Source organism: Anoxybacillus gonensis (assembly GCF_001187595.1).
GTDB lineage: Bacteria > Bacillota > Bacilli > Bacillales > Anoxybacillaceae > Anoxybacillus > Anoxybacillus gonensis.
Map to the genome: position 1 here is coordinate 1,143,571 of NZ_CP012152.1, position 20,147 is coordinate 1,163,717.

Below are 20,147 nucleotides of genomic sequence, written 5' to 3' on the forward strand. Positions count from 1 at the left end.
ACAGGAGGGAGTACATTGGCACAAAAACTAGAGTTAACGTGGATTGGCAAAGGCGAACAGCCAAAGCTCGAACCGCGTATTCTTCTTGAAGATCCGGAACTTTCTTATCACGCCAAGGAGCGAGTGACGGAAAATGATATTTTTGATAATCGGTTAATTTTTGGGGACAACTTGCTCGCGCTGAAAGCATTAGAGCAGGAATTTACGGGGAAAATTAAGTGTATTTACATTGATCCACCTTATAATACAGGGAATGCGTTTGAGCATTATGATGATGGGGTGGAGCATTCTATTTGGTTAACTTTAATGAAACACAGATTAGAGATATTAGCAAAGCTTCTTCATAATGATGGTTTGCTTGCAGTTCAGATTGATGATAATGAATTTGCGAGATTGTACCTTTTAATGAGCGAAATATTTGGAGAAAAAAATTTGAAAACAATTGTGGTTAAAATGAGTGAGGCAAGCGGTGTAAAAATGGGATCAGTAAAGAGTAGTGGTTCTATACCCAAGCTAAAGGAGTATATTATTCTTGCAAAGAAAAACGGAGTGAAAAATTTAAGTGTTGAATTAATTCCAAAGAGCGAATGGGATAACGAGTATAACTTATTTTTAGATAACTTCACTCGAGAAGATAGAGCAATTATTGATGAAATAAGTAACAAAGAAGAAAAAAGTAATGACGATATCAGAATAATAGATGAAATTTGCTCGAAGATACAGTTAATATCAGTTTCTGAAAAAATAAAATCTTTAGGGATAAAAAAGGATGAGCAAATGAAATGGAAATTTGACAATGCATGGAGAATTGTACGCACGGCTGCTTCAAAATCAGTATTTTTATTAACAGAAGAAAAGAAAAAATATGTAAATCAAACCATTTTTTCTGTTTTATCTGTTAGAGACAAAGTGTTATATTTGGTTAAAAGTGATTACCAATCCACTTCTAAACAACCGCGTGTACAGCTTTTATTTGCGGATAGTAATTTGATGATACACCCTGGTGATTTATGGACAGATATAAAAACAACTGGATTAGAAGCCGAAGGAGGAGTATCCTTTAAAAATGGAAAGAAACCAGAATCATTGATAAAAAGAATAATAGGGATGTCTACCAATGAAGGCGACTGGGTTTTGGATTCGTTTGCCGGTTCTGGTACGACTGGGGCAGTGGCGCATAAGATGGGGAGACGCTGGATTATGATTGAGCTTGGCGAACATTGCCATACACATATTATTCCGCGGATGAAGCGAGTGATTGATGGAACAGATCAAGGCGGGATTAGTAAAGCGGTCAATTGGCAAGGCGGCGGCGGTTTTCGCTATTACAAATTAGCGCCGAGTTTGTTGAAGAAAGATAAGTTCGGCAACTGGATTATTAATCCGGAATACAATGCCGAAATGCTCGCGGAAGCGATGTGCAAGCATGAAGGGTTTACGTACAATCCAGACCCGCATGTATTTTGGAAACAAGGCCAATCGACAGAAAACGATTTTATTTTCACGACAACACAGCTCGTCACTCACCAAATGGTCGCTGGCATCGTGGAACAAATGAAAGAAAATGAAACGCTGCTCATTTGCTGCAAGGCATACAATGTCAATGTCGATGAATTTCCGCAAATCACCATTAAAAAATTGCCGCAAGCGATTTTAAATAAATGCGAATTTGGCCGTGATGATTACAGCTTGAATGTCAATAATTTGCCAATGAAAGAAAGAGAACCAGAACAATTGGAGCTATTTTAGGGGGAAGAGGTCATGAATCGTATCGTTAACGCTATTTCATCCCGTCTTAGCCTGCGCAAACCACAGAAAGAGTCGTTAGAAATTCTTGCCGAAGTGATTGAGCACTTCGGCTTAAATAAACAAAACGCTCCCCAATCATTACAAGAGAAGTTATCTGCTGTTAACGCGAACTTTCCAAGCGTAACAGATTTTGAACGCGAATTTCCTTCGCTCTGCTTTGCTTTGGCAACAGGCGTCGGGAAAACACGGCTGATGGGGGCGTTTATTGCTTATTTACATATGGCGAAAAAAATTCGCAACTTCTTTGTGTTAGCACCGAACTTAACGATTTATGAAAAATTAATTCAAGATTTTACACCAAATACACCAAAGTATGTATTTAAGGGGCTTTCATCGTTCGCAAATAAACAGCCAAATATTATTACAGGGGATAACTATGAACAACAAGCCCTCTTTTTAGAAGATCCTCTAGCTGTAAATATTAATATTTTCAATATATCTAAGATTAACAGCGAAGTAAGGGGAGGAAAATCGCCGCGCATTAAACGGTTAAGTGAGTATTTAGGACAAAGCTATTACGATTATTTAAAATCGCTTCCTGACCTTGTGCTATTAATGGACGAGTCACACCGTTATCGCGCAACGGCAGGGGTAAAAGCGATTAACGAATTAAATCCGATTCTTGGTTTGGAATTAACTGCGACCCCGCAAGTCGAGAGTGGAAGCAAAACGATTCCGTTTAAAAACGTGATTTACAGCTACCCTCTTTATAAAGCGATGGAAGATGGGTATGTAAAAGAACCTGCGGTTGCCACGAGAGAAAACTTTAATCCAGAGAAATTAAATCAGGAGCAGTTAGAACGGTTAAAACTTGAAGACGGCGTTCGAGTTCATGAGGAAACAAAACTAGAATTAGAATTATATGCGCGTGAAAATAACGAAAAATTAGTAAAGCCGTTTATTCTTGTTGTGGCTCAAGATACAAAACATGCAGAAGATCTCATGAATATGATGGAAAGCGACGATTTTTTTGAGGGGCGTTATAAAGGAAAAGTCATTACCGTTCATTCCAATCAGCGTGGGGAAGAAAAAGATGAAACAATTAAAGAACTGCTAGCGCTTGAAGATCCGAATTCAAAAGTAGAAATTGTGATCCATGTGAATATGTTAAAGGAAGGTTGGGACGTCACAAATTTATATACGATTATTCCACTTCGTGCGGCAAACTCAAAGACGCTAGTTGAACAATCGATTGGCCGCGGTCTTCGTCTTCCGTATGGAAAACGAACAGGTGTGCCAGCGGTTGATCGTTTAACGATTATTGCCCATGATAAATTCCAAGAAATTATTGATGAAGCGAACAACCCTAATTCTGTTATCCGCCGTGGTGTTGTCATTGGCCGTGATATAGCGCAGACAGAGAAGAAAATCGTTGTTGTGGAATCAAAAGTAGAAGCTACACTTATTGAACAACTTGTTGGTGAAAATAAACCCGTTACTCCTGAGGAAGAAAAGAAAATTGAACTGAGGAAAAGCATTGCAGAAACTGTGGTGAAAACGATTGCGAATAAACAAACGTTGTATAGTTCCAAGCAATTAAAAGACCCGTCAGTCCAACAGCAGATCATTCATGAAGTCAATGAACTTTATACATCGTCCCAGTTGTCTTGGTTTGAAGAAGAGCCGCAAAAAATCGTGGAAAACATGGTCGCACAGGCGGTTGAGTTAATTCCTGATTTGTCGATTGAAATTCCAAGGGTGATTTTACAACCGACAGGCGACATTTCATGGGGGTATCACGATTTTGATTTAGATTGTAGTGCGATTCCGAAATTGCAACCAGTTGCGGAAAATATTTTAATTGAGCATTTACGTACTCATGAACGGGAATTATTACAAATCAAAAAAGACGTCCAAGGAACAGAAGAGCATTTAGAAAATTATATTGTGTTTCATCTCATAGATTATCCGAACATTTCGTATGATGACCATGCGGAATTGTTATATAAACTATCAGGACAACTCATTGATTATCTTCGTAGTTATTTGAAAGAGGATGATGTAAAAAATGTTGTTATTTACAATGCACAACGACTAGCTCAACTTATTTATGTACAAATGAAAGCACATTATTATGAAGAGCAAACGAATTATGAAGTGATTGTTCGGGTAGGATTCGACACATTAAAGAGCAACGTAGTAACCGTCGATGCTGATGAAGAAGTGCGCGATTTTCGCCAACCTATTACGAATAAATCCTCGATTCGTGGCATGTGCTTTGGCGGCTTTACAAAATGCTTATATCGAACGCAAAAATTCGAGTCCGACGCAGAACGAAAATTCGCTACCATTTGTGAAAGCGATCCATCCGTTTTAAAATGGCTGAAACCAACGCAAAACCATATCAAAATTTACTACAACCAGACAAAGGCATACATTCCAGACTTTATTGTTGAAACGATTGACAAAATGTATATATGTGAGATCAAAGCGGCCAATAAAATCGAAGACGATAAAGAAGTCAAAGCGAAAGCGAAAGCAGCGATCACGTGGTGCCAACACGCTTCCGACCACGCCCGCGAAAACAGCGGGAAAGAATGGGTATACTTGCTAATCCCACACGATGATGTTGATTCGAATAAGACGATAAAAGGGTTGGAGGCACTATACAGACAAAATTAGCGAAGGAAGATACAACTCAGCCATATCTATTTACGACAGAAGTTGCTAAAACTTCTGTCTTTTTTTATTTTATGACAAGATTCGACAGAATTTTTTGTGGAATTTATGTAGGATAAGGATAGACGTTTTTAACGAGAGTAGAGAGTGGTATGGGGACTTTCCCATATCGTAGTTAAACTTAGGTACATTTATAAAATCGATCACTATTATTTAATGCTGTTGCTGATGCAAGTACGCGCGCTGATATAGGGGATACTATCCTTTACGAAGAAAAATGATCACAAAAAATTTATAACTATCGAATGCACAAAGAGGTGAAGATGGTGGCTGTTCCGGATTATCAAAGCTTCATGCTTCCATTACTAAAAATTTTAGGTGATCAGAAAGAGCACAGTTTAAAAGAAATCATGGAAAAATTAGCATCGGAGTTTAACCTTTCAAAAGAAGAGCAAAAAGAGCTTTTGCCCAGTGGAAGACAATCGAAGTTTGTAAATCGAGTTGGATGGGCAAGAACTTATTTAAAAAAAGCGGGACTCCTTAAAAATGTTTCGAGAGGAATTTTCATTATTACTGAACGCGGTCTGGATGTTTTGAAAAGCAATCCGCCTGCCATCGACGTGAAATACTTAGAGCAATTTCCTGAATTTATTGAGTTTAGAAATGCCACAAAAAATGAAAATGGAGATAGTAAAGATAAGACAATGTCTGTTGTTTACAGTACGAATGGGACTCCAGAAGAGATTCTCGAATCTAGTTACCAAACTTTAAGACAGGAACTCGCAAATGAACTGCTCGAGCGCATCAAAAAATGTTCCCCAGCATTTTTTGAAAAACTTGTGGTCGACTTGTTAGTAGCTATGGGATACGGTGGCTCGCGGAGCGATGCAGGACGTGCGATCGGGAAAAGTGGGGATGAAGGAATTGATGGTATTATCAATGAGGACAAACTAGGGTTGGACGTCGTTTACATTCAAGCTAAACGTTGGGAAAATACTGTTGGTCGTCCCGTTGTTCAAGCGTTTGCTGGCAGCTTAGAAGGGCAAAGAGCAAGGAAAGGGGTTCTCATTACGACCTCAACATTCTCGCAAGAAGCAAAGGACTACGTGAAAGTCATTGAAAAGAAAATTGTTTTAATTGATGGCGAAAGACTTGCTCAATTAATGATTGACCACGATATTGGAGTATCAGAACAAGCAAGATATATTGTTAAAAGAATTGATATCGATTATTTTGGAGACGAGGAGATTTGATCGGCCAACTCGGTTTGGTGCTTATGCCCCGAAAACAAAATTGAAGACGATAAAGAAGTTAGAGCAAAAGCTAAAGCAGCGATCACTTGGTGCCAACACGTTTCCGACTACGCCCGCGAAAACAACGGGAAAGAATGGATATACTGGTACGGTGCCTGTCACGCCCCGAGGGTTAGCGAGATTTGTAGAAATAGAGAGTCATAGCGCGTGTACTCCTCCGTGATCTTTGACTCTCTTTGCTTTTTATTGTAGGAAATGTGCCTTCACATTTTGAAATTCAAATTGTTCCTTTAGGGACGCCTACGATACGATTAGGGTTGGCTGTTTTTGTTCTCGCTGTCGAAAAAGTGTATTTTGCGTTTTCACATTGCAGCAAGCGGGTTGAGAAATATCTTGTTGCGGAAGGTATTTTGAAAATATTTTGGTGATGAGGTCACGAATGTCGTTAATGGAGATGTCGTGTAATACGTAAAGGGTAATATGTTCGAATAAAAATGCTTAAACCCCTCTGCTTTCGATATAGGCTTTGACAAATTCGCCGTAAGCTTTCTTATCTATTATGGGATTTATATAATTTAACTTTCGATCTTTATAAGTATAGTTCTCTCGAATCCAACGAAAGTCTTTATCGTTATTACTGACTAATATGGCATTATGTATAAGAGCTGCAGCTGCAACAAGAGCGTCTGGTGCTTTAATACTCTTTTTGCGTGTACGATCGGCTCTTGCTTTCCTTCTTATGTCAGCTGCTAGCTCTGTATGTTCTCTAGTCACTGCTTAATCCTCCCACTCTTCCCTGTTTGCAATTCTCAATGATTCCAACACGCCTTCTTTGCTAAATAACTTTCCACTACCAGCTAGACGTTTGTGTAACGCTTTTTTTTTCTTCTTTGGTTAGTTTTTTCTTTTCAGGTCGCACTTGAATGACCTCCTTCATTTGCCCTTCTGTTAGAACAGGCATTTCGATTCGGTAATGATGACGGTTCTGACGCACGATTCTCTTTAAAATTGGTCGTTTTGCTGTTCCAGTTGTTATATGATAGGCGCCATGGTTCCCTTTTTTATTAGTTCTCATTTGTATCCCACCTTGGTTGAGGTTTTATACACATTATACTATATTTCAAGAAGTCATGATACGGTGCCACACCTCTAAGCATGCCGCGATTTATAGAAGCAGAGAGTGATAGTTTTCTCTCTGCTTTTCCATTTCTAAAGAAGGAACATCACCAATTTTGTCGAAAACACACAACAAAATAGAAAGCGAGATGCATATATGTCCATTGACCATGATCGGTTGTTTAAAGAGCTGATTACGACGTTTTTTGAAGAGTTTCTTCTTCTTTTTTTTCCCGCATGTGCATGAGCATATCGACTTTCAGCACGTGTCGTTTTTGTCGGAAGAATTGTTCACCGATGTGACGGCGGGGGAGAAGTATCGCGTCGATTTGCTTGTCGAAACGAAATTGAAAGGGGAGGATAGCATTATTATCGTCCATATCGAAAACCAAAGCTACGTGCAGCCATCGTTTCCCGAACGAATGTTTATTTACTTTAGCCGCTTGTTTGAAAAATACCGAAAGCGAATGTTGCCGATTGCTGTATTTAGCTACGACTATCTTCGCTATGAGCCTTCATCGTTTACGCTCCAATTCCCGTTTTTCGATGTACTTCAATTCCGATTTCTTACTGTGGAGTTGCGCAAACAAAACTGGCGTGATTACATTCGCCACGACAACCCAATCGCCGCTGCGCTGTTAAGCAAAATGGGGTATACTGAAAGTGAACGGGTAGAACTGAAAAAACAGTTTTTACGCATGATCGTACGCATGGAATTAGACGAAGCAAAGCAACGATTGTTAATCGGCTTTTTCGAAACATATGTGAAACTATCGGAGGAAGAAGAACAACAATTGCGAAACGAGGTGAATGAGATGGAAACGAAAGAAAAGGAAAAAGTGCTTGAATTGTTAATCTCGTATGAACAAAAGGGAATACAAAAAGGAATACAAAAGGGAAAAAAGGAAGGATTGGAAGAAGGATTTAAACAAGGAATGAAACATCTTGTTCGCAATATGTCGAAAAAAGGAATGACACCAAAAGAAATTGCAGCCCTTGTGGATCTTACGGAAGAAGAAGTACATCATTTGCTTGAAAGTTGAGAAAGATTCGGTGTGATGCCACACCTCGAAGCATGGGCGCGGTGCCTGTCACGCCTCGAAGTAATAACTTTAAATCATAGTGTTGATTTTGAAACATATGTGAAACTGTCGGAGGAAGAAGAACAACAATTGCGAAACGAGGTGAATGAAATGGAAACGAAAGAAAAAGAACAAGTGTTAGAGTTAATCATTTCGTACGAGAAAAAAGTGTTAGAAAAAGGCTTGAAAGAAGGTCTGCAATAACAAGATCGCGAAAAAGATGCTAGCAAAAGGCTACGATGTACAGACAATTCATGAACTGACGGAGTTGTCTGTGGAGGAGATTGAGATGTTGAAATGACATGGTGCTCTTCCTCTTTCTTAAACATGATCTTATATTAACAAAGGGGGTCACTCGGCTCCCTTTTGTTGTGTATGTGTGTGCCAATAATAAGGAAAAATTCCCCTTACGTAGCAATACATACTCAAAATTTATCCATCAGTTTCTACAATATTCGACAATATTTTCTGCTTTCTTTCCGTATAATGGGATTGGGATATTTGATTTTATGGGGGGATCGGAGTGACAGCAATTTGCAAAGCGGATTATTATTATGGTGCACTTCTTTCTGCATTAGTGAATGGAGGATTGGCACCAGCATTGTTTGAAAAAGAAAATGAAAGTAGACAAATTTACACGGTTACAACAAATAAAGACAATTACATCATTTATGCAAAATATCATACTACCCTATCTGGCTCCGAAGATTTTACATGGTCTTTCACATTTAGTGACAACGAAATACAGGAAATTATAAATGTTCATGAAAATCATTCAGATAAAACGCTAATTTTTGCTTTTATTTGTGGTCAGAAGCAAGTAAGTGACAATAACCAAATTATCGCCATTGTTCGTTGGGACGAATTTGTTGCATGTGTGGATGTAAATAAACAGCAATCTCGTGGAACACCTCGGTTATCAGTGAAGGTCGTAAAAGGATCCCCGCGTTTTCGCATTTATGGAAGCAAGCGTGCTGATCTACTTGATGGTAAAGACAATACGATTAAAATTGAACGAAACCGATTAAGAGAGTTATAAGCACGATGATTGTCAACGAATCAACGCACGGATGACTATTCATCATAAGGGGTGATTGGTTAGATGAATCAATACTATATAACCGAGTGTATCGCAAACGAAAATGCAAGCAACATTTCACTTCATATTTATACTGTATCTTTATTAAACCCGAACCAAAAATACTCGTTTGCTCATCACATTGTTTATGAGTTAAGAAAGAGGAATCCTAATGTGACCATTGCTGCTCACGGCCAATATATTGCATCGTTTCAAGAGATCACTCATTGGGGTGATCATGAATATATTAAACATGAGTACCGAGCAATAGAATGTTTCAATGCCGCAGAAAGAACGGTATTGGAAAGGTTATTGAAACAAGAGTTAATAGAACGATGCAAAAACGACTATAAAATTTACAAAGATTTGTTTTGTTTGAAAACCGAACAATCGATTGAAATGAACGAAATTATTGTTTACCCGGCTATTTACTTATCTTTTACAGTTGAAGAGAACGGAAATATATTGATCGGCTTTGAATATCAACATCGTTTTGAATATAAAAAAACATTAGAAGACTTACTTCGTGATCGATCTCCACTGATCAAAGAAGGGGTGGAAGTCGTTGATTCATACAATAAAAAATCGTACTACTATACTTTTGTTGAGGTGGCTCCGTATACAGCTGGAGAAAAAAGCCCGTATTTACAACAAAGTGTGATAGATTATTACATAACAAAAGATGAAAAATGGAAATTAAAAGGTGTTCATAATAAGACACCTATTGTGCATGTCAGATCACAAACCGGTGATATTTTTCCATACTTGCCTCATTTATTACGTCTCACTTGTTCGTATGAACAATTGATGCCATCAACCGCGAAGCAAGTAAATCGTATCATTAAGTTGCCACCGAATGAGAAAATGCCGAAACTTTATCAAGAGATATTTCGTTTGTTGCAATATCAGAACATGTTGACTTTCAGAAAAGAAAACGTTCGGGCGGCAAATCTTAATTATGATATTTTTAATCTCTCCCCACCGTTAATGGAATTTGGTCGAGATTATAAAACAACGAAAGTGTCTGATGGTTTAGGTCAAGCTGGTGTTTATGAGCCGAAGAGTGTCACCGTTAGCTATTTTGTTGATCCAGAATTAAATTACGATCAAAGGAAGAAAGATGAAATATTGGATTTTACAAAGAAATTACAAGATTTATCTGAAAAGCTAGGTGTAAAGTTAAATGTCTCGAAAAAACCGCGTCAGTTATTTGGAGTATTGCCTGTCGATTTTTTCAAAAGTGAGCGTCTTTCGTTCGAACTAAAGTCGATCGCTGATGCGTTCGATGGGACTGTTATTGTCATTGGAACGGAAGAAAATATCGATCGAGCATATGTGGCAATTAAACGAGAATTTGGTGCGAAAGCAGATATAATGACACAGTTTGTCATATTTGATTCGTCAGTTGTAAAAAATTTGTACTATCAATATAATGTGCTACTAGGAATTTACGCAAAATCGGGAGTTCAGCCGTGGATTTTGTCAGATGAGATGAATTCAGATTGCTTTATCGGTTTAGATGTCAGTCATGAACATGGAAAACATGCTTCTGGGATTATTCAAGTGATCGGAAAAGACGGGCGAATGATCAAACAAAAATCAGTCATGACTGCTGAAGCTGGTGAAACGATTGCCAATCGTACAATGGAAGAAATTATAGATGAGAGTATATTTAGCTATGAGAAAATGTATGGAATGAAGCCAGCTCATATTACATTTCACCGCGATGGCGTATGTCGCGAAGATTTAGATCATTTAACACGGTATATGCAGTCATTCCAAATCCCATTTGATTTCGTTGAAATTATTAAAAGACCGCGAAGAAGAATGGCTGTATACACAAACGGACGTTGGTTTACTGTGCAAGGATTATGTTATGCGAAGGAAAGGATGGCTTATTTATGTGCAACTGATCCAAGAGAATCTGTAGGAATGGCGCAAGCTGTAAAGATTGTTCAAAAGACGCAATGTTTGTCTATTCGGGATATCGTTTCAGATGCGTATAAGCTATCATTTATGCACATCCATTCTATGCTGAAAACACGTTTGCCAATCACCGTTCATTATGCTGATTTAAGTTCAACCTTTCATAATCGAGGGTTGATCCATCCACGTTCAGTCCATGAACAAGCGTTGCCGTTTGTGTGAGGGATAAGTATTCATTGTTTTATACGGTTGGTTCATTTTATTTGAAATGGATATATTCTCACAAAAGTGAAGTTTGCTAAATACATGAAGAAAAATGAGTTAACTGCATGTATGTCTAAATTTAAATCAGTGAAGGATGAGAAGAACATGAGGATTGTACCGAAGCACTTAGTGGCTGTCTCTGGTTATATTGTAAATGACCATGGGGAAGTATTGCTTGTAAAAACACATTACCGTTCCGATACATGGGAACTTCCTGGTGGACAAGTAGAAGAAGGGGAATCTTTGCATCACGCATTGGTAAGGGAAGTATATGAAGAAACAGGATTAAAAATAGTACCACTAGGAGTAACGGGAGTATATTACAATGCTACGGACCATATATTAGTTGTTGTATTTCGTGCGAAGTATGAAGAAGGTGAATTGGACATTCAGCCTCAAGAAATAAAGGAGGCAAATTTTTTTCTGCTAAATAATAAAAACATTTCAAAATATATAACGAGACCTCATATCGCTTCACGAGTACAGGATGCAATGAAATGTAATTGTTTAGTACCATATGAAGCATGGGAAGTTTCACCATTTCGAATGTTAGGAAGGATTGGGGGATAACCGAACTTCTTTATCTAAAATATATCAACTTTAAGGTATTTCAAGAGGATGCTGGGTTGGGATTCACCCTTGACTAACACTCTCCAAAGATTTGTATCGGCGACGACGGTGCCAACGGCTGAAAATCAAAGAGAAACTCGCAATAAATATATCGAACTTTAAAGGCATGTGGCGCGTGTTGAAAATTTTCTTTTCCGGAAGTGTCATCCGTCGCAAGTTCTAGAATAAGTAGTTAGGCGGTGTACGCTCACACCGCCTACTTTTGCCTAACAATCGCTTTCGTAAACTCCGTGAAGTCTGTTAAATGGTTGTCGAGTATTTTTTGTAAAATGGTCAAGTTCAGTTCTTGATAGTCATGCACGGCGATATTGCGGAATCCGACCATTGCTTTCATTTTTTGCGATAGGGATGAAGAGATGATGCCGTGTTGTTCTAAAAGAGCGAAAGCGTCTCGGCTTGTTTGTGGAAGTCCGAGCTTTTTTTGCGCGACGACGTGCATCGCTAAGTCAATGCTCGCTTCACACGCTCGTTGAAGATTGAGGACAATGGAATCTTGCTTTGTGTAATTCTCCAAATGTTTTGGATTGTTTTCGTATTCTTCATGAATACGTTTCATACAACGTTCAATGACACTTACTTTATTTAGGATCACATCATTCATTATAAACCGACCCACTTTCAACAATGTTTCGTAAAATTTCCGCTCGTTCTTCGTTTAGTTTCGCATACATTTTCAATGCTCGCCATTCGAACTCCGTTTTTTTATGTTCGTCCGCACAATAGATGACTTTACCGCTACTGACGATTTGTGCTTGAAAAACGGTGCTCGCTTGCTTTAAATCAATGAGATCGACGTCTCGTTGTAACTGCTCTGCCAATTGTTGCGCAAGTATAAAGCGTTCATAGTGGTCTAATGATCGTTCATCGCTCAAAAAAGCAATGTCAATATCGCTATCGTGGCGAATATGTCCTGTTGCTGTTGATCCGAACAAATAAATGACAGAAGGGGAGACCGCATTCTTTAATGTTTCAACAATGATTTGTTCCATCTGGTCACCGTCCTATTTTACTATTTCCATGCTATTACAATTATATTATTTTCGATTGTATGTGTCACGTTCCGAGAGAAAACGGGTTTTTCATGGGTTGTTACTATAATGAACAAACGCTAAACTTTGCTGAAAGAAAACACTAGTTTTTCATTCCCAAAGAAGGATCACCACCATTTTTATCGAAAATACACAACAAAACTGAAAGCGAGGTGCATATATGGCCATTGATCATGATCGATTGTTTAAAGAGTTGATTACGACGTTTTTTGAAGAGTTTCTTCTTCTCTTTTTCCCGCATGTGCATGAGCATATCGACTTTCAGCACGTGTCGTTTTTGTCGGAAGAGCTGTTTACCGATGTGACAGCGAGGGAGAAGTATCGCGTGGATTTGCTTGTTCAGACGAAGTTGAAAGGGGAGGATAGCCTCATTATCGTCCATATCGAAAATCAAAGTTACGTGCAGCCATCGTTTCCAGAGCGAATGTTTATTTACTTTAGCCGCTTGTTTGAGAAATACCGAAAGCGAATGTTGCCAATTGCCGTATTTAGCTATGATTCTCTCCGACATGAACCTTCATCGTTTACGCTCCAATTGCCGTTTTTTGATGTACTCCAATTCCGATTTCTTACTGTTGAGTTACGCAACTAAAACTGGCGTGATTACATTCGCCATGACAACCCAATCGCCGCTGCGTTGTTAAGTAAAATGGGGTATACTGAAAGTGAACGAGTAGAACTAAAAAAGCAGTTTTTACGAATGATTGTGCGCATGGAATTAGACGAAGCAAAGCAACGATTGTTAATCGGCTTTTTTGAAACATATGTGAAGCTGTCGGATGAGGAAGAACAACAATTGCGAAACGAGGTGAATGAGATGGAAACGAAAGAAAAAGAACAAGTATTAGAGTTAATCATTTCGTACGAGAAAAAAGCGTTAGAAAAAGGCTTGAAAGAAGGCGTAGAACGAGGGTTACAACAAGGGCTGCAACAAGAAAAACGCAAGATCGCGAAAAAGATGCTAGCAAAAGGCTACGATGTACAGACGATTCACGAACTGACGGAGTTGTCTTTGAAGGAAATTGAGATGTTGAAATGATATTTTGTGTTGTACCTGTTGCCTGTAGAAGGACGGGCACAATTGTAGGGACGAAGAAATACCAGTGAACATAGTTGGAAAAGAGATATAGAGAATTAGATAATCGAAACGAAAAAATGGAGAAACAATAATTTAAGAAAACGCTCAGGTGTGTCTTGAGCGTTTTTTATTTGAGCTGAAATGTTTTTTACTATAAGTATTTTAAATTTTTGAATTTAAAGATAATTTTATTGATTTTCTTTTTATATGAAAATATAATTACTTTAAATACTAAAAATTCGGAATATTAATTCCGTTATTCGGAACAAAGGGAGATGCTTTATGAACAAAACAGTGATCAAAACACTTGAACTATTGCAGTTGTTTATGACATATGAACGGTTGACACTACAAGAAATGGTGAAGTTGACGAAACTGCCAAAAACAACGGTTTTTCGAATGGTCCAGTCGTTAGAGATAAGCGGCTTTTTAAAAAAAGATGAGGAAGCGTATGAGCTTGGATTGTCCTTGTTACAATTGGGTTGTTTAGTTGCAGAGCGATTAGATGTTCGAAAAGTAGCACTGCCGATTATGAAGAAATTAAAAGAAGAAACGAATGAAGCGGTGAACTTAGTTGTTAAAGATGGTGATGAGGCGATTTATGTAGAAAAAGTAGAAACGTCAGAGCCGATTCGAGTGTATACAAGGGTAGGGAGAAGGGCACCTCTTTATGCTGGAGCTTGTCCGCGCGTGTTACTTGCCTTCATGCCAAGCGAAGAGCAAAAGAAATATATTGATCGCGTCAAGTTAATTCCAATTGCCTCAAAAACAATTGTTGAGCGAGAACAATTAAAAACGGTGATCAACGAAGCAAAGGAAAAAGGGTATACAGTCAGTTACTCCGAATTAGCCGACTATTCTTCTGCTGTGGCTGTTCCGATTTTTAATCACGAAGGTAAAGTTGTGGCGGGGTTAAGTGTCGTTGGACCAGAAAATCGCTTTCAGCCTTCTTACATTAAACAATTAGTTCCAAAATTAAGGTATGCTGCAGAACAAATTTCAAAAGCACTTGGTTTTATTGGGGGAAAAAATGTTGAATTATGAGTTTATACCGCTTAGTGAGCATGCGCTAATTGTTAAGTTTGGCGAACAAATTAATCATGACATTCATCGACGAGTTCGTCAATTTACAAATTATTTTACAGATCATCATATAGAAGGAATTATTGAAGTTGTTCCTGCTTATACAACTGTTACCGTCTACTATCATCCGATACAGTTTGTAAAGAATTTAAACCGAAAATCCCATATCGAGGTTCTCCCTTTTGAAAGAATTTGTACTGTATTAAAAAATATTCTTTCATCGTTAGAGTCTGTCAACATTTCTCACGGAAATGAAGTCGTGATTCCTGTTTGTTATGGAGGGGAGTTTGGGCCGGATTTAGAAGAAGTGGCTAAAAAAAATGAATTGACAATCGAAGAAGTAGTGAATATTCATACGAATGGCCATTACGTTGTGTATATGATTGGATTTGCGCCTGGATTTGCTTATTTAGGTGGCATGTCAGAAAGGATTGCTACGCCGCGAAAACATTCGCCACGATTACACATTCCAGCAGGTTCTGTTGGCATTGCCGGTATGCAAACAGGAATATATCCGATTGAAAGCCCAGGGGGATGGCAACTCATCGGAAGAACACCGATCCAATTATTCCGTCCCCACCATCCTCAACCGAGTTTACTACAAGTTGGAGACTGTGTTCGCTTTCAAGCGATAACGAGGGAAGAATATAAGCAGCTTCAGGAGGAGAACAATGAGTATTCGTGTGATTCGTAGTGGTTTACTAACGACGATTCAAGATTTAGGTCGATTCGGTTTTCAAAAGGATGGCGTCATTGTGGGCGGGGCAATGGATCAATTTGCACATCGCATCGCCAACATTCTTGTCGGAAATGAACAATCGGAAGGTACGCTGGAGATGACGTTCATTGGTCCAACACTTGCTTTTGAGGAGGATGTATTGATTGCGATATGTGGCGGGGAATTTGAAGCAATGATCGACGGGAAAAAAGTACCGTTGTGGCGCCCTGTTTTCGTTAAACAAGGAAGTGTACTTACGATCGGGCATTGTCGTGTAGGATGTCGGGCTTATTTAGCTGTGTCAGGGGGATTTCATATTCCTAAGGTAATGAACAGCCAATCAACGTATTTACTTGCACGTATCGGAGGTTTTCAAGGAAGAGCTTTGCAAAAAGGAGATGTGCTTTTCCTTCGAGAATCAAGGAAAAAATCGGCCTTGTTTCAATTCTATAACAAGAAAACATCTCTTCCTTTTATAGCTATGAGCTGGGGGATTTCATTTGAGCTTCGTGCATATTTTTACGAATCGCCGAAAACGATTCGCGTCATGCGCGGCGCACAATTTGCTGATTTTACAATGCAAAGTCAACAATATTTTTTGAATGAACGATATGAAGTCACTTCTCAATCGAATCGAATGGGCTATCGTTTAGACGGACCTTTGCTTCAAAGAAAACATTCAGTAGAAATGGTTTCGGAAGCGGTTACGTTCGGTACAATTCAAGTGCCGAACGAAGGAAAGCCAATTATATTAATGGCAGATCGTCAAACGACGGGAGGGTATCCAAAAATCGCGCAAGTCATTGCCGTTGATTTACCCATTTTAGCACAAACCAAACCAGGAGAGCAGGTTGTATTTCGCGACATTTCATTTGAGGAAGCGCAAAGATTATATATTCAACATGAGCTTGGCATGAAGCAATGCGAAAAAGTAATGATGTTGAAAATGGGAGGATAAAAATGTATCGCATCGATCTGAATTGTGATATGGGAGAAAGTTTTGGAGTATATCGAATGGGAAACGATGAAGAGATTTTGAATTACGTGACATCAGCAAATATTGCTTGCGGGTTTCATGCGGGAGATCCATCTACGATGCGAAAGACGGTTCAGTTGGCGCTTGAAAAGGGGGTGAGTATTGGTGCACACCCGGGGTTACCTGATTTAATTGGATTTGGAAGAAGAAATATGGCAATTACTCCGGAAGAAGTGTATGATCTCGTTGTTTATCAAGTGGGGGCGTTATATGGTTTTGTAAAGGCTGCTGGTGGAAAGATGCAACATGTAAAACCGCATGGGGCTTTGTACAACATGGCTGCAAAAGATAGTGCACTTTCAGAAGCGATCGCAAAAGCAGTGTATGACATTGACTCGTCGTTAGTATTGTTTGGATTAGCAGGAAGTGAACTAATTAAGGCGGGAGATCGTATAGGCTTAAAAACAGCAAATGAAGTGTTTTCTGATCGGACGTATGAGCAAGATGGTTCGTTAACACCACGACATAAACCTAACGCTTTAATTCATGAAGAACAAGAAGCCATACAGCAAGTTGTTCGTATGGTAAAAGAGGGAAAAGTTCGGTCGCAACAAGGAACTGATGTGGAAATTCAGGCAGATACGATTTGTATTCATGGTGATGGGGTACACGCATTAACATTTGCTGAAAAAATTTTTGAAGCGTTAAAAAAAGAAGGCATTGTCATTACATCTTTATTTTAAATCGAGGTAACGAGTTTTTTACCCCTTCCTTTGTTTTAGATTATTGTGTACGCGGTTACATCGATTATCTCGGAAACAGTGAAGACGGTAAGTTTTTTATGGGAATGTGCATGAAAAAGGAAAGGGATATATTTATAATATCGTCGAATGTTAGGAGGAGAAAACATGACGTTATTTCAAGTGTTCGTGTACGGGACGTTGCTTCAAGGAGAGCAAAATCATCATGTTGTTGCTCCGTACGTTACACATATAGAAACAGGTGCTGTATACGGTTGGCTTCATAGCGTTGCCGACTTGTATCCAGCTTTAGTGCTCGATTCATCTGCCCCTCGAGTAGAAGGTGAATGGTTGACGGTAAACGAAAAAGGACTACAGGCGATGGATCGGCTTGAAGGATATTATGGGGAGGGAAAACGTAATGATTATGAGCGAGTATTTGTGACAGATGTAGACGGAAAAAAGGAAGGATTTGTGTACGTATACTCAAGCGAACGGGCAAAACATTTACCACGAATAGGCACTTCGTGGAGAGCATACAAGCAGTCATATGAGTGTGGCTTCAAGTGATCGTGTTTTAAGTCCGGTGTTTTTTATCGCGACTCAGCTCGATTGCGTTAAGGTCGCGTGCAGAAGGGAAGTTTTTGCGTCATTACTTCCCAATTATTGATAGTTGTTGCCTTCGTCCGTCATTTGATCCGAACAAACAAATTATGACGCAAGAAAAGTAGATTCATCACGACTATTATATGCAAAAAAATATTAGTTCACTTGTTTTCTCTAAGAAACATTGATACGGTGCCCGTCACGCCCGAAAAAACTGTTCCATGTTATTTTTCGTCTTCTACAATATTTTACAAATATAGTGCAATGAAATTGGAAGATAAGTTCCATCCATCTTGCATAACTTTTTTCGAGTTTATGACTTTAGCCGAGAACACTCGTGACTTTAGTCATGAGATGAATCGGCTTTTTAAACAAATGACATATGTCGATGTGTGTTTTGATTTAAAATGCTTGTTTTAAAAGGAATTGACTTTAAAACTCCTCTGATATATGTTGCGCTATTATTGAGGTGAACCACATGGCAGAAGTGAAACGTGGCAGAGGATATGTGTACTCCATTCAATATCACGTGGTGTGGTGTGTGAAATACCGTCACAAGGTGTTGGTTGGCGACATAGATACAAGGTTAAAAGAAATCCTACATCAGATTGCGGAAGAACATGGTTTTGCGATTGTGCAAATGGAAAGTGATAGCGACCATATTCATTTGCTCATTGACTGCACGCCACAACACTCTATTCCAAATATGATTAAAGCATTAAAAGGTGTGAGTGCGAGGTTGCTGTTTAAAGAATTCCCTCAACTAAAAGAGAAATTGGGGGGAGGGAACTTGTGGAATCCTTCTTATTTTGTCGCAACCGTAAGTGAACACACCGAAGCGCAAATAAAACAATACATCCAAAATCAGAAGGGGAGGTGAAAGCCATGATCGTCCATAAAGCATACAAATTTCGGATTTACCCAACCAAAGAACAGGAAATCCTGATTGCCAAAACATTCGGTTGCGCTCGTTTTGTATTCAATCATTTCCTTGCCGAATGGGAACGTGCGTACCGAACAACAGGAAAAGGGTTAACATACAAGGTTTGTTCTTCTCAATTAACCAACCTCAAGAAACAATTTGTATGGCTAAAAGAAGTGGACAGCATTGCGCTCCAAACCTCGCTGAAACATTTATCCGATGCGTACACCCGATTTTTTCAAAAACAAAACAATAAACCACGTTTTAAATCAAAAAAGAACAAGGTGCAATCGTACACAACAAAGTACACGAACGGAAACATTGCCGTTGTCGGCAATCGAATCAAACTCCCGAAACTTGGGCTTGTGCGTGTTGCGAAAAGTCGGGAAGTCGAAGGACGCATCTTGTCTGCGACCATTCGCCGAAACGCAAGTGGCAAATACTTTGTGTCTATTCTTGCAGAAGTAGACGTGCAACCACTCCCTAAAACGAATCGTGCCATCGGGATTGACTTGGGCGTAAAACATTTTGCGATTCTTTCAGACGGTACGACGTATGCGAATCCAAAGTTTCTTCGCAAACTAGAAGAAAAATTAGCGAAAGCCCAACGTATTCTTTCTAGGCGACAAATAGGAAGTTCGAATTGGCATAAACAACGAATCAAGGTCGCACGCCTACACGAGAAAATGACAAATTCCCGAAATGACTACTTGCATAAACTCTCGACCGAGATTGTCAAAAACCACGACATCATCGGAATCGAGGATTTGCAAGTGTCAAACATGATGAAAAACCACAACTTAGCCAAAGCCATTGCCGACGTATCGTGGTCAACATTTACAGATATGCTCATGTACAAAGCGACATGGTACGGCAAACAAGTGGTGGTAGTGGCAAAAAATTTTCCGTCTAGCCAATTGTGTTCCCGTTGCGGATACAAAAACAAAGACGTGAAACATCTTCACCTTCGTGAATGGGAGTGCCCTTCATGTGGCACACATCACGATCGAGATGTGAACGCAAGTATGAATTTAAAAAACGAAGCCATACGGCTTCTAACCGCAGGAACTGCGGGGCTAGCCTGCTCATTCTCCCTTCGTTAGAAGGGACAGCGCAGGAATCTCGTGGCTTCAGCCATGAGAGGTTCAAGCTTGTTACATTTTCATTGAGCGAAATGTTTGCTTTTCTTTGTTTCTTC

17 protein-coding genes and 3 pseudogenes are annotated in these 20,147 nt (G+C 39.1%); 16 read left to right on the forward strand and 4 right to left on the reverse strand.

Annotation, left to right across the window (positions count from 1 at the left end):
- Positions 1-15 precede the first annotated feature (15 nt).
- From AFK25_RS06060 to AFK25_RS06070, 3 genes are all read left to right on the forward strand, one after another.
- Entirely contained in the window at positions 16-1,749 is a 1,734-nt protein-coding gene (locus AFK25_RS06060; RefSeq protein ID WP_035065768.1) for a site-specific DNA-methyltransferase, read from the forward strand.
- A gap of 12 nt (positions 1,750-1,761) precedes the next feature.
- Positions 1,762-4,431 carry a DEAD/DEAH box helicase gene (locus tag AFK25_RS06065; protein ID WP_035065765.1) on the forward strand — a complete coding sequence of 890 codons (2,670 nt, stop codon included), beginning with the start codon at positions 1,762-1,764 and terminating at the stop codon, positions 4,429-4,431.
- A 323-nt stretch (positions 4,432-4,754) separates the two neighbouring features.
- The gene (locus tag AFK25_RS06070; protein WP_035065762.1) at positions 4,755-5,681 is read left to right on the forward strand and encodes a restriction endonuclease; all 927 of its coding nucleotides are present in this window, start codon (positions 4,755-4,757) and stop codon (positions 5,679-5,681) included.
- Positions 5,682-6,179: 498 nt separating this feature from the next.
- Here AFK25_RS06070 and AFK25_RS06075 read toward each other — a convergent pair whose 3' ends face one another.
- A complete protein-coding gene (locus tag AFK25_RS06075; protein WP_240483413.1) occupies positions 6,180-6,455 on the reverse strand; it encodes a PIN domain-containing protein in 276 nt (91 codons plus the stop codon).
- A 76-nt stretch (positions 6,456-6,531) separates the two neighbouring features.
- The gene (locus tag AFK25_RS15230; RefSeq protein WP_035065759.1) at positions 6,532-6,756 is read right to left on the reverse strand and encodes a hypothetical protein; all 225 of its coding nucleotides are present in this window, start codon (positions 6,754-6,756) and stop codon (positions 6,532-6,534) included.
- A gap of 198 nt (positions 6,757-6,954) precedes the next feature.
- On the opposite strand from AFK25_RS15230, the pseudogene AFK25_RS06085 reads away from it, so the two are divergent.
- The 5 genes and pseudogenes from AFK25_RS06085 to AFK25_RS06110 all read left to right on the forward strand — a co-directional run bounded on the left by AFK25_RS06085 (position 6,955) and on the right by AFK25_RS06110 (position 11,717).
- Positions 6,955-7,840, forward strand: a pseudogene (locus AFK25_RS06085) (Rpn family recombination-promoting nuclease/putative transposase).
- Between the two features lie 87 nt (positions 7,841-7,927).
- Positions 7,928-8,180, forward strand: a pseudogene (locus AFK25_RS14785) (DUF4351 domain-containing protein); the annotation flags it as partial.
- 222 nt (positions 8,181-8,402) lie between these two features.
- Positions 8,403-8,918, forward strand: coding sequence for a hypothetical protein (locus AFK25_RS06100; RefSeq protein ID WP_035065750.1), 516 nt, complete (start codon positions 8,403-8,405; stop codon positions 8,916-8,918).
- 63 nt (positions 8,919-8,981) lie between these two features.
- Positions 8,982-11,105 (forward strand): Piwi domain-containing protein, encoded by a 2,124-nt coding sequence (locus tag AFK25_RS06105; protein WP_035065747.1) that lies wholly within the window; start codon positions 8,982-8,984, stop codon positions 11,103-11,105.
- Between the two features lie 147 nt (positions 11,106-11,252).
- A complete protein-coding gene (locus AFK25_RS06110) occupies positions 11,253-11,717 on the forward strand; it encodes an NUDIX hydrolase (protein WP_033383479.1) in 465 nt (154 codons plus the stop codon).
- Positions 11,718-11,973: 256 nt separating this feature from the next.
- On the opposite strand, the gene hepT is transcribed toward AFK25_RS06110, so the two are convergent.
- Together hepT and mntA are read right to left on the reverse strand one after the other, a co-directional pair.
- Positions 11,974-12,381, reverse strand: a complete 408-nt coding sequence (gene hepT, locus AFK25_RS06115; RefSeq protein ID WP_035066034.1) for a type VII toxin-antitoxin system HepT family RNase toxin — start codon at positions 12,379-12,381, stop codon at positions 11,974-11,976.
- On the reverse strand, positions 12,371-12,766 hold the full coding sequence (gene mntA, locus AFK25_RS06120) for a type VII toxin-antitoxin system MntA family adenylyltransferase antitoxin (protein ID WP_019417965.1): 396 nt from the start codon (positions 12,764-12,766) through the stop codon (positions 12,371-12,373). Before mntA ends, hepT begins: the two co-directional genes overlap by 11 nt.
- 220 nt (positions 12,767-12,986) lie before the next feature.
- On the opposite strand from mntA, the pseudogene AFK25_RS06125 reads away from it, so the two are divergent.
- The 8 genes and pseudogenes from AFK25_RS06125 to tnpB all read left to right on the forward strand — a co-directional run bounded on the left by AFK25_RS06125 (position 12,987) and on the right by tnpB (position 20,052).
- A pseudogene (locus AFK25_RS06125) lies at positions 12,987-13,865 on the forward strand (Rpn family recombination-promoting nuclease/putative transposase).
- 321 nt (positions 13,866-14,186) lie between these two features.
- The gene (locus tag AFK25_RS06130) at positions 14,187-14,948 is read left to right on the forward strand and encodes an IclR family transcriptional regulator (protein ID WP_035065744.1); all 762 of its coding nucleotides are present in this window, start codon (positions 14,187-14,189) and stop codon (positions 14,946-14,948) included.
- Positions 14,935-15,681 carry a 5-oxoprolinase subunit PxpB gene (gene pxpB / locus AFK25_RS06135; RefSeq protein ID WP_035065741.1) on the forward strand — a complete coding sequence of 249 codons (747 nt, stop codon included), beginning with the start codon at positions 14,935-14,937 and terminating at the stop codon, positions 15,679-15,681. Before AFK25_RS06130 ends, pxpB begins: the two co-directional genes overlap by 14 nt.
- On the forward strand, positions 15,659-16,663 hold the full coding sequence (locus AFK25_RS06140) for a 5-oxoprolinase subunit C family protein (RefSeq protein WP_035065738.1): 1,005 nt from the start codon (positions 15,659-15,661) through the stop codon (positions 16,661-16,663). The genes pxpB and AFK25_RS06140 overlap by 23 nt, the downstream gene beginning before the upstream one ends.
- A 2-nt stretch (positions 16,664-16,665) precedes the next feature.
- On the forward strand, positions 16,666-17,424 hold the full coding sequence (pxpA, locus tag AFK25_RS06145; protein ID WP_035065736.1) for a 5-oxoprolinase subunit PxpA: 759 nt from the start codon (positions 16,666-16,668) through the stop codon (positions 17,422-17,424).
- A 165-nt stretch (positions 17,425-17,589) separates the two neighbouring features.
- Positions 17,590-17,991 carry a gamma-glutamylcyclotransferase family protein gene (locus tag AFK25_RS06150; RefSeq protein ID WP_035065734.1) on the forward strand — a complete coding sequence of 134 codons (402 nt, stop codon included), beginning with the start codon at positions 17,590-17,592 and terminating at the stop codon, positions 17,989-17,991.
- Positions 17,992-18,505: 514 nt separating this feature from the next.
- Positions 18,506-18,907 carry an IS200/IS605 family transposase gene (gene tnpA / locus AFK25_RS06155; protein WP_035065733.1) on the forward strand — a complete coding sequence of 134 codons (402 nt, stop codon included), beginning with the start codon at positions 18,506-18,508 and terminating at the stop codon, positions 18,905-18,907.
- A gap of 5 nt (positions 18,908-18,912) precedes the next feature.
- The gene (tnpB, locus tag AFK25_RS06160; protein ID WP_035066031.1) at positions 18,913-20,052 is read left to right on the forward strand and encodes an IS200/IS605 family element RNA-guided endonuclease TnpB; all 1,140 of its coding nucleotides are present in this window, start codon (positions 18,913-18,915) and stop codon (positions 20,050-20,052) included.
- Positions 20,053-20,147 lie beyond the last annotated feature (95 nt).